Genomic DNA, 13,508 nt, shown 5'->3' on the forward strand with positions numbered 1-13,508 from the left:
GGGGCGCTCAGGGGAGCAGGGCGGGTCCACGTCCTCCCGACCACGCGACGGACGCCCGCCACTCTTCCCCCGTCTCCCCTCCCGGCAGGGGAAGAGTGGCGGGACCCCACGGGCAGGCGCCCCGTAGGGGCCCCGTACCGTGGGGGTGTGTACCGGTTTCTGCTGACGCCCCGCTGGTGGGGGATCAACGTCTTCGTCGTGCTGGCCATCCCCATCTGCATTTTCATGGGTTCCTGGCAGCTCGGCCGCTTCGAGGACCGCGTACAGGATCATGAGTCGGCCAAGGAGCAGGTCAAGGAACAGGCCGCGGAGTCCGAGGGCGACGCCAAGGGGCGGCCCTTGCGCTCACTGCTCCCCGTCGACAAGGAAACCTCCGGCGAACAGGCCACGGCGACCGGTCGCTACGGCAAGCAACTGCTCGTTCCGGACCGGGAGTTGGACGAGAAGAGCGGCTTCTACGTACTGACCCTGCTGCGGACGGACGGCGGAAAGTCGCTGCCCGTGGTCCGCGGCTGGCTGCCCGGCGACGCGAGCGACGCCAAGGCTCCGGCCGCCCCCGAGGGCGAGGTCACGGTGAAGGGCGCGCTGCAGGCTTCGGAGAGCCCCGGTTCCAACGGGGTCAGCGCCGCGGGCGGCCTGCCGAAGGGCCAGGTGGGCGCGATCAGCTCGGCGTCGCTGGTCAACCTCGTACGCGACGACGTGTACGACGCGTGGATCACCCTCGACAAGGCCGACTCGGGGATGAAGGCGGTCCCGGCGACCGCGCCCAACAACACCGGCCTGGACCTGAAGGCCTTCCAGAACCTCGGCTACACCGGCGAGTGGTTCGTCTTCGCGGGCTTCGTCATCTTCATGTGGTTCCGGCTGTTCCGCCGCGAGGCGGAGTTCGCCCGCGACGCGCGGCTCGGTCTGCTGCCGGATGCGGCAGCCACCCCGGATGCTCCCGCAGCCACCCCGGATGCGGAGTCCGTCCCGGACCCGACCGGCGCCGACAACAAGCCTGTCGCGCCGCCCGCCTAGGAAGCGGGCAGCACCCCGGTCCGGTATACCGTCCCCGCGCACGCGTTGGTGATCGTCGCGCCCGCCGACGGCGCCCCCGCCTCGGCGGTCAGGGAGACCACGACGCTGCCGTCGGCCACGCCGCCGTCCGACCGCTCCAGCTGGGCGTCCATCCCGTCGGGCGTCCCGCCCTCCGGAGTCCCGGTGCCGCCCTCCGAGGGCGTCGGGTTGGGCGTGGGCTCCCCGCCGTCCGACGGACACTTGTCCGACGGCAGCCAGGCGAACCGCACCTCGTACGCCGCGCCGGGCTGCAGCACGAGCGGGCTGGCCTCCTGCGACGGATCGGGCAGACCGGTCGCCGCGTCCCCGGCCGTGTGGTCGATCACGCCGACCTTCGCCGGGTCGGCCGCGCCCTGTGCCACCGCGCCGACGGCACCCGCCGCCTCGACCGTGCAGCTGCTGTCGGAGATGTTGGAGACGCGGAAGGAGCCGTACACCGCGCCGTTGGCGTCCGCCGGGTTCGCACTCCCCGTGGCGCCGAGCTGGGCGGCGTCGCAGACGGGCGAGCTGGCGACCTCGGAGGTGGAGGGGTCGGGCGATCCCGTGCCGCCACCGCCCGTACCACCCTTCTCCTTGTCGCCCTTCTTGTCTTTCTTGTCCTTCTTGTCCTTGCCCTTGGACTTGTCGGGCTTCGCTCCGGAGTCCTTCTCGCCGCCGTCGGGACCCTTGCCCTGGCTGGAGCCGCCCTGCGCGTCCTGGCTGTTGCCCGCGATCGAGGTGCGGTCGTCCGAGTCGCCGCTGGAGTTGGTGACGTGCACCAGGGCGGGGACGGCGGTGCCGATGAAGAGCGCGGCGGCGGCGAGGCCGACGACGGCCTGGCGCTTGCGGGCCCGGCGGGCGGGCACCGCCTTGCGAAGGTGGTCGAGGGCGCGGTCGCCCGGCTCGATCTCCTGCACGGCCTGCCGCATCAGGCGCCGCAGCGCGAGCTCGTCGGAGCCGAGCTCATCCCCGGAGCCGGGCCCGCTCTCGTCACCCCTCGTGCCGCCGGAGCCTGAGCCGGTCCCGACCACCGCGCGAAGCCTGTCCAGCGACCCGGAACCGCTCTCCGCGCCCGCCTCAGCGGCGCCGGAACCGGCCTCGGGTGCGGACTCGGACGCGGCCTCGGGTGCGGACTCCGGCTCGGACTCGGACTCGCCTACGGGACCGTGGTTCACGTCTTCGTTCCTGCCATGCCGCTCAAATCCGCCCTGCTCATCACGCTTGCGCTCACTCATGCCGGCGCCTCCATGGCAACCCGCAGGGCCGCGATGCCGCGCGAGCCGTACGCCTTCACGGAACCCAGCGATATGCCGAGCGTCTCGGCGACCTGCGCCTCGGTCATGTCGGCGAAGTAGCGCAGCACGAGGACCTCGCGCTGGCGCCGCTGGAGGCCGCGCATGGCCTTGATCAGCTCGTCGCGCTCAAGCTGGTCGTACGCCCCCTCCTCCGCGCTCGCCATGTCGGGCATCGGCTTGGAGAGCAGCTTCAGCCCGAGGATGCGCCGCCGCAGCGCGGACCGCGAGAGGTTCACGACGGTCTGGCGCAGATAGGCCAGCGTCTTCTCGGGGTCCCGCACCCTCTTGCGCGCCGAGTGCACCCGGATGAACGCCTCCTGCACGACGTCCTCGCAGGACGCCGTGTCGTCCAGGAGCAGCGCGGCGAGGCCGAGCAGCGACCTGTAGTGGGCGCGATAGGTCTCGGTGAGATGGTCGACTGTTGTGCCCGCGGTCATCGTGTCGTCAGCGCCCTCGCGCTGCGCCGGGATGCGGGTCGGTCGCGCAGCGGGCATGGGTGCGATCACCGGCATGCCACCGGTCGCGCGGGGACGGCGAGTGGGGCGCAGTGTCGCCGCGCCTCTCGCCTGTACCGCTGTGAAGTCGAGTACCTCTGCCACGCTTGTTGGACACGCTTCCCCCCATCAGGGTTGTACGCATCCGGGATCGCGTTTGCGGCAGGTCGCGCGGGCACCGCTCGTGACGATGCATCAAATGCCCCCATGCGTACCAGCTCTTCCCCTATGCCCATATTTCCCGGCGCTCAGGCCGCCCAGAAGGGCGACCGCTAAAGACGTCCCCCCGCCTGCCGCCGGTTGCGGTGATCAGACGCGAATTTTCGAACGCGGAGATGATCCAGTTCAAGGACGCACGACCACCGAGTTGGACACAGAACTTACACAGATCCCACATAGCTCTGGGCTCTGGGGTGGTATGTACCAATACCTTCGGAGATGACCTCAGCCGGTCGTGAATTCCCCGGCCACGAGCTCCGCGATCTGCGCGGTGTTCAGCGCGGCGCCCTTGCGCAGGTTGTCGCCGCAGACGAACAGCTCCAGCGCGGTGGGGTCGTCGAGGGACCGCCGTACCCGCCCCACCCAGGTCGGATCGGTGCCCACGACATCCGCGGGGGTGGGGAACTCCCCGGCGGCCGGGTCGTCGAACAGCACGACGCCCGGCGCGGTGGCGAGGATCTCGCGCGCCCGGTCCACCGTGACCTCGTCCTCGAAGCGCGCGTGGACGGTCAGGGAGTGCGTGGTCACGACGGGCACACGCACGCACGTGGCGGCGACGCGGAGCCCGGGCAGGCCCAGGATCTTCCGCGACTCGTCCCGGACCTTCATCTCCTCGGACGACCAGCCGTCGTCCTTCAGGGACCCGGCCCACGGGACGACGTTCAGCGCGACGGGCTCGGGGAAGGGCCCGGTGTCGTCGCCGACGGCCCGGCGCACGTCCCCGGGGCTGGTGCCGAGCTCGCTGCCCGCGACGAGCTTCAGCTGCCGTCGCAGCGTGTCCACGCCGTCGCGCCCGGCCCCGCTCACCGCCTGGTACGAGGAGACGATCAGCTCGCGCAGGCCGAACTCGGCGTGCAGCGCGCCGACGGCCACGATCATCGAGAGCGTCGTGCAGTTCGGGTTGGCGACGATGCCGCGCGGCCGCACGCGCGCGGCGTGCGGGTTGACCTCCGGGACGACCAGCGGGACGTCCGGGTCCATCCGGAAGGCGGCGGAGTTGTCGACCACGACGACGCCCTTGGCGGCGGCGACGGGCGCCCACTGCGCGGACACCTCGTCGGGCACGTCGAACATGGCGACGTCGACCCCGTCGAAGACTTCCTCGGACAGGGCCAGGACCTCGATCTCCTCCCCGCGCACGGCCAGCTTCCGGCCGGCCGAGCGCGGGGAGGCGACGAGTCTGATCTCGCCCCAGATGTCGGCGTGCTGCGACAGGATCTGGAGCATGACGGTGCCGACGGCCCCGGTCGCTCCGACGACCGCGAGCGTCGGCTTACGGCTCATCGGCCGGTGCCTCCATAAACCACGGCCTCGTCCGTGTCGGAGTCGAGCCCGAAGGCGGTGTGCACGGCACGGACGGCCTCGGTCACGTCGTCGGCGCGCGTGACGACCGAGATGCGGATCTCGGAGGTCGAGATGAGCTCGATGTTGACGCCCGCGTCGCTGAGCGCCTCGAAGAAGGTCGCGGTGACGCCGGGGTTGGTCTTCATGCCCGCACCGACGAGCGAGATCTTCGCGATCTGGTCGTCGTAACGCAGCGAGTCGAAACCGATGGCGGCGCGGGTCTTCTCCAGGGCGTCGATGGCCTTGCGGCCCTCGGCCTTGGGAAGGGTGAAGGAGATGTCCGTCAGGCCCGTCGAGGCGGCCGACACGTTCTGCACGACCATGTCGATGTTGACCTCGGCGTCCGCGATGGCGCGGAAGATCGAGGCGGCCTCGCCCGGCTTGTCGGGCACGCCGACGACCGTGATCTTGGCCTCGGAGGTGTCGTGCGCGACACCGGAGATGATGGCCTGCTCCACCTTGCGGTCCCCTTGCGGTTCGTTGCTGACCCACGTGCCCTGGAGCCCCGAGAACGAGGACCGGACGTGAATCGGGATGTTGTAACGGCGGGCGTACTCCACACAGCGGTGGAGGAGCACCTTGGACCCGGAGCTCGCGAGCTCCAGCATGTCCTCGAACGAGATCCAGTCGATCTTCCGCGCCTTCTTCACCACACGCGGGTCGGCGGTGAAGACGCCGTCCACGTCCGTGTAGATCTCGCAGACCTCTGCGTCGAGCGCGGCGGCGAGGGCGACGGCGGTCGTGTCCGAACCACCACGCCCGAGGGTCGTGATGTTCTTCCCCTCCTGGCTGACGCCCTGGAACCCGGCGACGATGGCGATGTTGCCCTCGTCGACGGAGGTCCGGATGCGGCCCGGGGTGACATCGATGATCCGTGCTTTGTTGTGGACGGAGTCGGTGATGACGCCGGCCTGGCTGCCCGTGAACGACTGGGCCTCGTGGCCCAGGTTTTTGATCGCCATGGCCAGCAGGGCCATGGAGATGCGCTCACCAGCGGTCAGCAGCATGTCGAATTCGCGCCCGGCAGGGATCGGTGAAACCTGCCCGGCAAGATCGATCAACTCATCCGTCGTGTCACCCATGGCGGACACCACGACAACGACCTGATGGCCGTTCTTCTTGGCGTCGACAATCCTCTTGGCGACCCGCTTGATGCCCTCGGCATCGGCTACGGAGGAGCCTCCGTACTTCTGCACGACAAGGCTCACGTGCGCTCCTCGCTCAGTCCGTCTCTTACCGCACTACTGCGGTCGGCTCAGTCTAACGAGCGGCCGAAATTCGCCAGGCCGATATCACATCGTGAGATGTCCCGCTCACAGCTTGATCACCCCGGCATACGGCCCGCTTCTCGGGGCGTACGTTCCGACCGCTCGGCTTGGCACATGCCCAGCTCGGAGCGGAGCACTCCGGAAAGTGGGGTGGGTCACAGGTTCTGACGGGGTCCGGCGGGGCCTGGCCGGGGGCCTCAGGCGGTGTAGTCCTTGAGCTTGGCGGTCTCCAGGGTGATGCCGACGGGTTCGGGCAGCTCGACTGCGTCACCGAACGCCCGCCGGACGAGGCTGCGGTACCTCCCCTTCTCCGGATCCGCGTAGACCCGCACCTCACCGGCGCCCCGGTCCACGAGGAGGTAGACCGGGATGCCGGAGGCGGCGTACCCGTCGGGCTTCTCCACGCGGTCACGCTGGTCGGCGTCACGGTCGTACGAGGTCACCTCCACGGCCATGAGGACGCCGGTCGGCTCGGCCCACTGCCCCTGGCCCACGAAATTCTCGTCCGGCGCGAGCACACCATCCGGCCGGGCCCGGCCGCCCCTGTACCCCTCGACCTTGAGGCCCTGCTCGGGGAAGAGGGACAGCTCGGGCCGCTGCTGCATGCAGTGCTTGATCAGCCACATGACGATCTGGCCGTGAGAACCGTCCGGCACCGGCTTGACCTGGACCTTTCCATTGATGAACTCCAGCCGCACCGTCTCCGGCGCACGACTGGCCAGCTCCTCGAATTCCTGGACGGACATCTGGGGCCGGTCGGTGGTCCTGGGTGTCATGGCGTCGCCTCCTTGACTCCATGGTGCCCGGGTCGACACTTCCTGCACGCTCATACGCCGCCCCGCATCGTCGGCAGGCCCGCCGCGCGGCGCAGGGCGTCGACTCGTTCGGTGACGTCCACGACCTCCGGCCCGGCGGCCCGGTCCGGGGCCTGGCGCGGGCGGGCGAGGAAGGTGTCCGGGACGTACCCGGTCCGCTCCTCCGCGGGCATGCACTCCATACAGATCCCGTTGACCAGCTCCACGGAGGTCTCGGGCTCGTCGCAGAACGGGCAGACCATGACGGCGCGGGTGACGCGGGCACGGGCCTTGGCGGGGGCCTGGCGCTTGGGGGGCATCTTGTTCTCCAGTCGGGTGCGGGCGAGGCCGCCCGGGTTGGTGACGGTGGGCGGAAGCCCTTCGGTGAGGGCGCGGGTGATGTCGGACGGGGTCGCGCCCCGCGCGAGCCATTCCGCTGCGCTGGGCTCCAGCTGTTTGCACTCACCCTCGGAGAGGGCCATGCGGCGGTCGGCGGTGCGGAGTTGGACGAGGGTGAGGTGTGCGGTGCTCGGCTCGTCGTCACGGGGTGCGGTCGGCTGCGGCTCCGGCTCGGACACCCTGGCCAGGCCCGGCTGGTAGTCGGCCGTGACGTCCCGCCCGTGCCGGGCCCGTACGAACTCCGCCCACCACTCGGAGGACTTGGGCTCCCTGGACCAATAAGTCCTGGTCACCCACCGCATCGAGTTGTCCTCGACGGTGATGTGCTCCTTGACCCAGCGCAGGTGACCGGCCTCGGTGAGGCGCCTGAAGGACGTACGGACCGCCTGCTGACCGTAGCGGGGGTGGGCGGCGGCGATGACCTTGTGACCCATCGCCGCCCCGTCCTGGAGGTGGTCGATGAACGTCGCGAGTTCGGCGTCGCGGGGAATCAGGTGTGCGAAGTCGGGCTTGGTGTCCGGTTCTTCGTCACCCGCGAGGCGTTTCCCGTACCCCGATTTGGCCATCGGGTGGGACGGGGAGGGGGGGACCGGATTAGGGTGAGCGTTAGCCACGGTCGGCTGCTTTCGAAAGTTGGGACTAGAGATCGAAGGCACTCGATACGTCGAGCTAGGCCTCGGACCCGGTGTTGGCGCACCGGCCGAGGCCGTCCTTTTGCCGCGAACCTAGAGCGACTTTACGTTCCGCCGCAAGCTGACTACTGAACGTCACCCTTGAGGGTGACGGAACCTGCAACTCCCCTTTTGGGCAGGTTGGTTGGGTTCATTTCACCGGTGAACCAAACCCAGGAAAGAGCTCGGGTCCCGGGGCTCAAGCTCCGGGCTGAACTGCGCCGATGAAGGCGAGCCACGCGGGGGCGGAGAGAACAATTTCGGGGCCCGAGGAAACCTTCGAGTCGCGGATGCGGATGCCTATGGATGTGGACTCGTCCCGGTCCGCAGCCGCTTCGACGCAGTTGGCACCCTCGTCATCGCTGTAGCTGGACTTGAACCACTGCGGCACGTCGCTCATAGGTCATCCACCATCCGCTCGATGAATTGGGCTGACTCAGTCGGACTGAGAGCCACCGTGCGGATCATGCTAAGCCGCTCACTCTGGGCCGTGACCACATCCGGATCGGAGGTCAACTGGCTTACGGACTGGCCCTCGGACAGGGCGAGCCGTTCGTGGTCTCGGGTTTCCAACAGAACCATTGGGCCCGCGAGGGCGGAGGACATGGCTCGCTTAAACGGCAACACCTGCAGCGAAACGTTGTACAGCCCGCCAACCTCCAACAGGCGGACCGCCTGCGCCTTGTCGACCTGTGGTACCCGCAACGCAGCCTCGTAGATCACAAAGCTGATCGCCACAGGTGGCTTCCGGCTGAGAAGGGCCTGCCGTCCCAGTCGTGCGGCAACCCGCTCCTCGACCGTTTCCTCATCCACCGGGGGACAACGTCCCCCGAACAGCGCCCTCGCGTACGCCTCCGTTTGCAACAGCCCGGGAATCAGGGCCACCTCGTACGACCACAGAGACAGCGCCTCATCCTCGCGAGCCATGAAGTCCTGCGCGCGCCGCGGGAACTTCTCACGCTGGACGTACTCCTTGCCCGCGCTCAGCAGCCCCTCAGCCCCGCACATCCCATCGGCGACGTCCAACACTCGCCCCGTGGGCATCCGAACACCCTGCTCCATGGCCTTGATGGTGTCCGGCGCGTAATTGGCGGCGGCCCCCAGTTCCTCCCGGCTGACGTTCGCCTTCATGCGCCACCGCTTCAACTGGTTCCCGCTGTACCGCCAGGTCGGGTTGTACTGAACGGACACAGCGACCACCTCCGTCGGATACACGAAGGCGCGTATCCCCTCAGTCACTACCGAGCGTAACCCCGCAGACACCACGGTGTGACCATGGCGAACGCAATTCACTGGCCGGAGTGGGTACCCCTGGCGGGCCACCATCTCCGCGTCTCAGGCGTCCACTTCGACGCGGTACGCATCCAAGGCGTACGAGGAGAACAGGTGGCGGCGCGACTCGTCGCGGAGGCGGACGGAAACGCGGGCCCAGTCATCTGCGAGGCAACGGGGTTCCGTTGGATGTACTTCCTGGTGGCCCCGGGGGCGGCGAAGGACCACAGCTGGCCGCTGGGCGTACAGCGGTTCGGCGGCGCGGGCTGCCGCACGGTCACGTACATCGGCGTCCCGGCGCTGGCCGGCAACACGTGGCCCCTGTTCTGGTACTCGGAACCGACACCGACGGCACCGTATGTCGTGCCGGGTCAGCTGCTCACGGCACTGGGCCCGGTCAGTCCGTCGGCTTCCTGAACTTCCAGGCGCTCAGGGCTCTCCGGCGTGCAAGTCGCAGGTTCTCACGCACCGTCTTCGTTGTCGGGTGATCCGCACCTATAGCGCACAAGCGGCCAGCCAATGTCTCCTCGTACAGGGCGATCGCACGCTCCACGTCACCCGCCGACTCCGAGGCCGGTGCCGTGCGGTTCGCCCCGACGTGCGATCAGGGGTCGGATGCCGCGCTGCCCCAGCTGGCGCCGGTAGATGTCGTGGTCATAGCCGCGGTCGGCCAGCAGAGCATCCGGGCGCCGACGCGGTCCGCCCACCTGGCCGACGACGGCCGGGATCTTGTCGAGCAGAGGCAGCAACTGGGTGACATCGTGGCGGTTCCCGCCGGTCAGCGACACCGCGAGCGGGTTGCCCTGGCCGTCGGTGATGACGTGGTGTTTGCTGCCCGGCCGGGCGCGATGGACCGGTGTCCTCGCGTCTGCGGCAAGCCGGAGAGAGCGGCGACAAATGACCCGGTAAACGACTCGACGAACCTCAGGATTCACTCAAGTACCTTCCGTATTCACCCTCTCACATGTTGTGATCTTGCCTGACCGCGGCCCTATGAGAGGCCGCTTTTGGGATAGGGGGAAGGTCATGAGGAGTCTCACGACCAGAGCCATAGCCGTGACTACCGGTCTGCTGATCTTGGGCAGCTCGGCCTCAGCTGCTGCAGCCGACAGCCCTGTCGCACCGCCCGTGACGGCCGATGGCGCGGCCGTCGAACCCGGCACCGTGACGGACACGCCCGCCTCGGGCGCCGATGTGGCGACCGGCGCCGACACAGGCTCGGCGCTGGAAGAGGACCTGCCGGTCCCCGGCGAGACGGACGGACCCGACCTCGGCGAGGGAGACAAGGGTCCGGCAAGCGAGGACTGCCCTCAGGGCCCCTTCGTTCACATCACGAGGAACCTGAAGAACACCACGTCCGTCAAGTACTCCACGTTCGCGAAGAACAACAAGGGGTATGCACTGGACTTCAAGTTCATCACCAAGCAGTCGGGAACGACAACCTACGGCGGCTCCATCAACGTCGAGTCCGAATTCAAGGTTAGATGGCTCGGCAAAATCAAGGCCACCGTTCAGGGCTCTGCTCAGAAGAGTTGGACCTCTGAACTGGGTGTCGAAACCGGCGGCAAGGTCAAGGCGCACAGCACCGTCTACGGGGACTACGGCATCAGGAAGGAGCGGGTCTACGGCTACTACGGGACCCGGTACAGGAACTGCACGGTGGGCCACAAAAAGTACGTGACCTTCTGGGCCCCGTACCGCGAGGGATGGACCATCCATTAGTTTTTGTCCCGCCGGTCCTGCGCGTGACTGCGCCGGACCGGTATCCCCGTCAGGAGACTTTCATGGGCCGTAAAACGGCACTCCCTGCCGTCATGCTTCCTTTTCTGCTCATCACCGCCTGCTCGAACAGCACAGGCGGTGACACTCCTCCCGCCGCTGGCACGCCCGAAGCGAGCGCCTCGTCGGCTCCGGGCTCGAACGGTGGCAGCGTCGAGAAGAGCTTGCGCCTCCCGGCTCACGCGAAGTACCTCGTGCCGGTGCGCAAGGGCGTCGGGACGGAGAATCTGCCAGACTTCACCCCCTCCAAGGACGTGTACTCGGTGCACATCACATGCTCTGGCGTCAGCACCATGAAGCTGATCGCCAGGGGGCATCCGAAGGACAACCCGAGCGACATCAAGTGCGACACGCCGGTCACGGTCGGCAGGGTCTATACCGACCGTGTCCAGCAGAAGTTGGCGATTCAGGCAGGTGACGGTGCGCGGTGGACCGTGGCCATTGTCGATGGCGAGCGTCCGGTCTAAGCGTTTCGTGGCCCGCACCTCGTCATGGAAGCCCTCTGGTTCGTCGGAGCTGCGGGACGATGAAGCGTCCCTCATAGCGCCGGGTGGTCAACTGGGCTGCTGCTTCGGTGACTTCTGGCGGGCGAGTACGTACGCCGCCGTCGCGGAACGTGCCGCCTCTCGGCGGTCCGCCCACTCTGCGTCGGACACCTCAGGGCGGCGCTCGCGCATCCGGCGCTTCACGTCGGCCAGCTGCTGAACCTGCCCATTCGTGCCCCCGGTCTCGCGTGCTCGGCTCGACGGGTGAACGGTGGACAGCGGCCCGAAGGCACGGCTGCGGCCCCGGCAAGGAGGGGCAGAGACCCGGCAAGGGGGCCCGAGGGCCGGTCTACTTGACCGTCCTCAACCCCAACGGCCCCGCGATCTCCTCGGCCATGACCTTCCCCGCCTCCTCGGCGAGCGAGTCCTCCGTCAGGTCCTCGTCCGTGTCCAGGCCGTCCAGGTCGTCCAGGGGCTGGTTCAGGCGGACGTGAGCCACCAGGGACTGGAGGGCCCGGAGGGCGCCCGATGCCGTGGAGCCCCAGTTGGAGAAGTAGGAGAACTGCCACCACCACAGGGCCTCTGTCGTGCGGCCCGCCCGGTAGTGGGCCAGGCCGTGGCAGAGGTCCGCGACCACGTCTGCCAAGTCGTCCGAGATGCGGCAGGCCACGGGGGCCTTGCGGGGCTCGTACGGGTCGAAGACCTCGGAGTAGACGTCGATCGGGTCGAGGAGGGAGGCGAGGCGTTCGCGGAGGTCGTCGACGTCCTGCTCGGGGCCGAGGTCCGGCTCGTAGCGCTCCTCCGGCACGATGTCCTCGTGTGCGCCCAGGCGGCCGCCGGCCAGCAGGAGCTGGGAGACCTCCAGGAGGAGGAAGGGGACCGCCGAGTCCGGCTCGTCGCCCTTCGCGACCTCGCGGACCGAGACGATGAAGCTCTCGATCTGGTCGGAGATCTGGACCGCGAAGTCGTCCGGGTTGTCGGTCACGGTGTTCAGCGTGGCGTCAGACATCTAGGAGTCGTCTCCCCTCGAAGGCGCGGCCCAGGGTGACCTCGTCCGCGTATTCCAGATCTCCCCCGACAGGGAGCCCGCTGGCCAGGCGGGTGACTTTCAGGCCCATGGGCTTGATCATGCGCGCGAGGTACGTCGCCGTCGCCTCGCCCTCCAGGTTCGGGTCCGTGGCGAGGATCAGTTCCGTGACCGTGCCGTCGGCCAGGCGCGCGAGGAGTTCTCGTATGCGCAGGTCGTCCGGGCCCACGCCCTCGATCGGGCTGATCGCGCCGCCCAGGACGTGGTACTTGCCGCGGAACTCGCGGGTTCGCTCGATCGCCACTACGTCCTTCGGCTCCTCTACGACGCAGATGACCGACGGGTCGCGGCGCGGGTCCCTGCAGATGTTGCAGAGCTCCTCCTGTGCGACGTTCCCGCAGGTCGCGCAGAAGCGGACCTTGTCCTTCACCTCCAGGAGGGCGTGCGCCAGACGGCGCACGTCCGTCGGCTCCGCCTGGAGGATGTGGAAGGCGATCCGCTGCGCGCTCTTGGGACCGACGCCGGGCAGCCTGCCCAGCTCGTCGATGAGGTCCTGAACCACGCCTTCGTACACGGAACGCCTTTCCTGAAGCCTGAAGCCTTCTTTAAGAGTGTCGGCCTTCTACGTACCGTAGTTGGCCGGGGGGTTTCTTAGAAGGGAAGCCCCGGGATGCCTCCGCCGCCCAGCCCCTGGGCCAGCGGGCCCAGCTTCTGCTGCTGCAGCGCCTGCGCGTTCTCGTTGGCCGCCTGGACCGCCGCGACGACCAGGTCCGCCAGCGTCTCCGTGTCCTCGGGGTCGACCGCCTTCGGGTCGATCACCAGGCCGCGCAGCTCGCCCGAGCCGTTGACCGTCGCCTTGACGAGGCCGCCGCCCGCCTGGCCCTCCACCTCCGTGCGCGCCAGTTCCTCCTGCGCCGCCGCGAGGTCCTGCTGCATCTTCTGGGCCTGCTGGAGCAGCTGCTGCATGTTGGGCTGGCCACCACCGGGGATCACGATCAGCTCCGTTTCGTACGGGTCCGTTTGTGCGGGTCCATCTGGCGGGGTTGCCGCCAAGAACGAGCCTACGTGGTCGGCGGGCGGGTCGCCCCAGCACTCTTTCGAGTGACATCCAGCGTCTTCCTATACCTGATCAAGCAGCTCTTCCGGGCGGAAAAGCCGTGAATCCGGGCTCATGGCCACCCATTGGGCGGTAGGACTTAGCGTCGAAACGCGTGATCTCGTCAGAGGAGTGCCGGGTGAGCCAGCCGGAGATGCAGCCCGAGGGGGTGCCCCCCGAGGGGCAGGGATCGGAGGCGGGGGCACGGGTCGGGGATCTGACCGGGCGCGCCTTTCCCCTCGGTGACTGGGGCGACCCCGCCGAGCGGCTCGACGAGCTCTACCGCTGGGTGGAGCGGGGCGCCCTGAACACCGCCGAGTGGTATCT

General features: G+C 68.5%; 16 protein-coding genes and 1 pseudogene. 5 read left to right on the forward strand and 12 right to left on the reverse strand.

Annotated elements, in window-relative coordinates; genetic code table 11:
• Nucleotides 1-147: 147 nt before the first annotated feature.
• Entirely contained in the window at nucleotides 148-1,020 is an 873-nt protein-coding gene (locus AOK03_RS36640; RefSeq protein ID WP_055569704.1) for an SURF1 family protein, read from the forward strand.
• On the opposite strand, the gene AOK03_RS36645 is transcribed toward AOK03_RS36640, so the two are convergent.
• The 8 genes from AOK03_RS36645 to AOK03_RS36680 form a co-directional block, all read right to left on the reverse strand.
• Nucleotides 1,017-2,273: a hypothetical protein gene (locus AOK03_RS36645; protein WP_079075188.1), complete on the reverse strand. Its 1,257-nt coding sequence runs from the start codon at nucleotides 2,271-2,273 to the stop codon at nucleotides 1,017-1,019. The two genes, AOK03_RS36640 and AOK03_RS36645, sit on opposite strands and share 4 nt — an antisense overlap.
• Nucleotides 2,270-2,932 carry a SigE family RNA polymerase sigma factor gene (locus tag AOK03_RS36650; protein WP_079075189.1) on the reverse strand — a complete coding sequence of 221 codons (663 nt, stop codon included), beginning with the start codon at nucleotides 2,930-2,932 and terminating at the stop codon, nucleotides 2,270-2,272. The genes AOK03_RS36645 and AOK03_RS36650 overlap by 4 nt, the downstream gene beginning before the upstream one ends.
• Nucleotides 2,933-3,271: 339 nt before the next feature.
• The gene (locus tag AOK03_RS36655) at nucleotides 3,272-4,330 is read right to left on the reverse strand and encodes an aspartate-semialdehyde dehydrogenase (RefSeq protein ID WP_055569706.1); all 1,059 of its coding nucleotides are present in this window, start codon (nucleotides 4,328-4,330) and stop codon (nucleotides 3,272-3,274) included.
• Nucleotides 4,327-5,598, reverse strand: a complete 1,272-nt coding sequence (locus AOK03_RS36660) for an aspartate kinase (protein ID WP_055569707.1) — start codon at nucleotides 5,596-5,598, stop codon at nucleotides 4,327-4,329. Before AOK03_RS36660 ends, AOK03_RS36655 begins: the two co-directional genes overlap by 4 nt.
• Before the next feature lie 257 nt (nucleotides 5,599-5,855).
• On the reverse strand, nucleotides 5,856-6,434 hold the full coding sequence (locus tag AOK03_RS36665; RefSeq protein WP_055569708.1) for a Uma2 family endonuclease: 579 nt from the start codon (nucleotides 6,432-6,434) through the stop codon (nucleotides 5,856-5,858).
• A gap of 50 nt (nucleotides 6,435-6,484) precedes the next feature.
• On the reverse strand, nucleotides 6,485-7,417 hold the full coding sequence (locus AOK03_RS36670) for a hypothetical protein (RefSeq protein ID WP_055569709.1): 933 nt from the start codon (nucleotides 7,415-7,417) through the stop codon (nucleotides 6,485-6,487).
• 304 nt (nucleotides 7,418-7,721) lie between these two features.
• The gene (locus tag AOK03_RS36675) at nucleotides 7,722-7,922 is read right to left on the reverse strand and encodes a DUF397 domain-containing protein (RefSeq protein ID WP_055569710.1); all 201 of its coding nucleotides are present in this window, start codon (nucleotides 7,920-7,922) and stop codon (nucleotides 7,722-7,724) included.
• A complete protein-coding gene (locus AOK03_RS36680; protein WP_279616360.1) occupies nucleotides 7,919-8,713 on the reverse strand; it encodes a helix-turn-helix domain-containing protein in 795 nt (264 codons plus the stop codon). Before AOK03_RS36680 ends, AOK03_RS36675 begins: the two co-directional genes overlap by 4 nt.
• 84 nt (nucleotides 8,714-8,797) lie before the next feature.
• On the opposite strand from AOK03_RS36680, the gene AOK03_RS36685 reads away from it, so the two are divergent.
• Nucleotides 8,798-9,211 carry a hypothetical protein gene (locus AOK03_RS36685; protein ID WP_341845844.1) on the forward strand — a complete coding sequence of 138 codons (414 nt, stop codon included), beginning with the start codon at nucleotides 8,798-8,800 and terminating at the stop codon, nucleotides 9,209-9,211.
• Between the two features lie 149 nt (nucleotides 9,212-9,360).
• Here AOK03_RS36685 and AOK03_RS36690 read toward each other — a convergent pair.
• Nucleotides 9,361-9,654: pseudogene (locus tag AOK03_RS36690) on the reverse strand (transposase); the annotation flags it as partial.
• Nucleotides 9,655-9,820: 166 nt separating this feature from the next.
• Between AOK03_RS36690 and AOK03_RS36695 the strand changes: the two are divergent.
• Nucleotides 9,821-10,516, forward strand: a complete 696-nt coding sequence (locus tag AOK03_RS36695; protein WP_157869179.1) for a hypothetical protein — start codon at nucleotides 9,821-9,823, stop codon at nucleotides 10,514-10,516.
• Nucleotides 10,517-10,578: 62 nt separating this feature from the next.
• Nucleotides 10,579-11,040 (forward strand): hypothetical protein, encoded by a 462-nt coding sequence (locus AOK03_RS36700; RefSeq protein WP_055569713.1) that lies wholly within the window; start codon nucleotides 10,579-10,581, stop codon nucleotides 11,038-11,040.
• A 367-nt stretch (nucleotides 11,041-11,407) separates the two neighbouring features.
• Here the strand turns inward: AOK03_RS36700 and AOK03_RS36705 are convergent, their stop codons facing one another.
• The 3 genes from AOK03_RS36705 to AOK03_RS36715 all read right to left on the reverse strand — a co-directional run bounded on the left by AOK03_RS36705 (nucleotide 11,408) and on the right by AOK03_RS36715 (nucleotide 13,078).
• Nucleotides 11,408-12,067, reverse strand: a complete 660-nt coding sequence (locus AOK03_RS36705; RefSeq protein ID WP_055569714.1) for a DUF5063 domain-containing protein — start codon at nucleotides 12,065-12,067, stop codon at nucleotides 11,408-11,410.
• A complete protein-coding gene (gene recR / locus AOK03_RS36710; RefSeq protein ID WP_055569715.1) occupies nucleotides 12,060-12,659 on the reverse strand; it encodes a recombination mediator RecR in 600 nt (199 codons plus the stop codon). The genes AOK03_RS36705 and recR overlap by 8 nt, the downstream gene beginning before the upstream one ends.
• Nucleotides 12,660-12,736: 77 nt before the next feature.
• Nucleotides 12,737-13,078 (reverse strand): YbaB/EbfC family nucleoid-associated protein, encoded by a 342-nt coding sequence (locus AOK03_RS36715; protein ID WP_079075191.1) that lies wholly within the window; start codon nucleotides 13,076-13,078, stop codon nucleotides 12,737-12,739.
• 242 nt (nucleotides 13,079-13,320) lie between these two features.
• Here AOK03_RS36715 and AOK03_RS36720 point away from each other — a divergent pair.
• Nucleotides 13,321-13,508: SLATT domain-containing protein (locus AOK03_RS36720; RefSeq protein WP_157869180.1), on the forward strand; the 188-nt coding region annotated here is incomplete at its 3' end.

It is taken from the genome of Streptomyces atriruber (assembly GCF_001418325.1).
Lineage (GTDB): Bacteria > Actinomycetota > Actinomycetes > Streptomycetales > Streptomycetaceae > Streptomyces > Streptomyces atriruber.

Coding starts and splice junctions, on each gene's coding strand:
- AOK03_RS36645 (WP_079075188.1), bottom strand. CDS start 2,273: ATGAGTGAGCGCAAGCGTGATGAGCAGGGCGGATTTGAGCGGCATGGC.
- AOK03_RS36675 (WP_055569710.1), bottom strand. CDS start 7,922: ATGAGCGACGTGCCGCAGTGGTTCAAGTCCAGCTACAGCGATGACGAG.
- AOK03_RS36665 (WP_055569708.1), bottom strand. CDS start 6,434: ATGACACCCAGGACCACCGACCGGCCCCAGATGTCCGTCCAGGAATTC.
- AOK03_RS36670 (WP_055569709.1), bottom strand. CDS start 7,417: ATGGCCAAATCGGGGTACGGGAAACGCCTCGCGGGTGACGAAGAACCG.
- AOK03_RS36695 (WP_157869179.1), top strand. CDS start 9,821: ATGAGGAGTCTCACGACCAGAGCCATAGCCGTGACTACCGGTCTGCTG.
- AOK03_RS36685 (WP_341845844.1), top strand. CDS start 8,798: ATGGCGAACGCAATTCACTGGCCGGAGTGGGTACCCCTGGCGGGCCAC.
- AOK03_RS36655 (WP_055569706.1), bottom strand. CDS start 4,330: ATGAGCCGTAAGCCGACGCTCGCGGTCGTCGGAGCGACCGGGGCCGTC.
- AOK03_RS36705 (WP_055569714.1), bottom strand. CDS start 12,067: ATGTCTGACGCCACGCTGAACACCGTGACCGACAACCCGGACGACTTC.
- AOK03_RS36700 (WP_055569713.1), top strand. CDS start 10,579: ATGGGCCGTAAAACGGCACTCCCTGCCGTCATGCTTCCTTTTCTGCTC.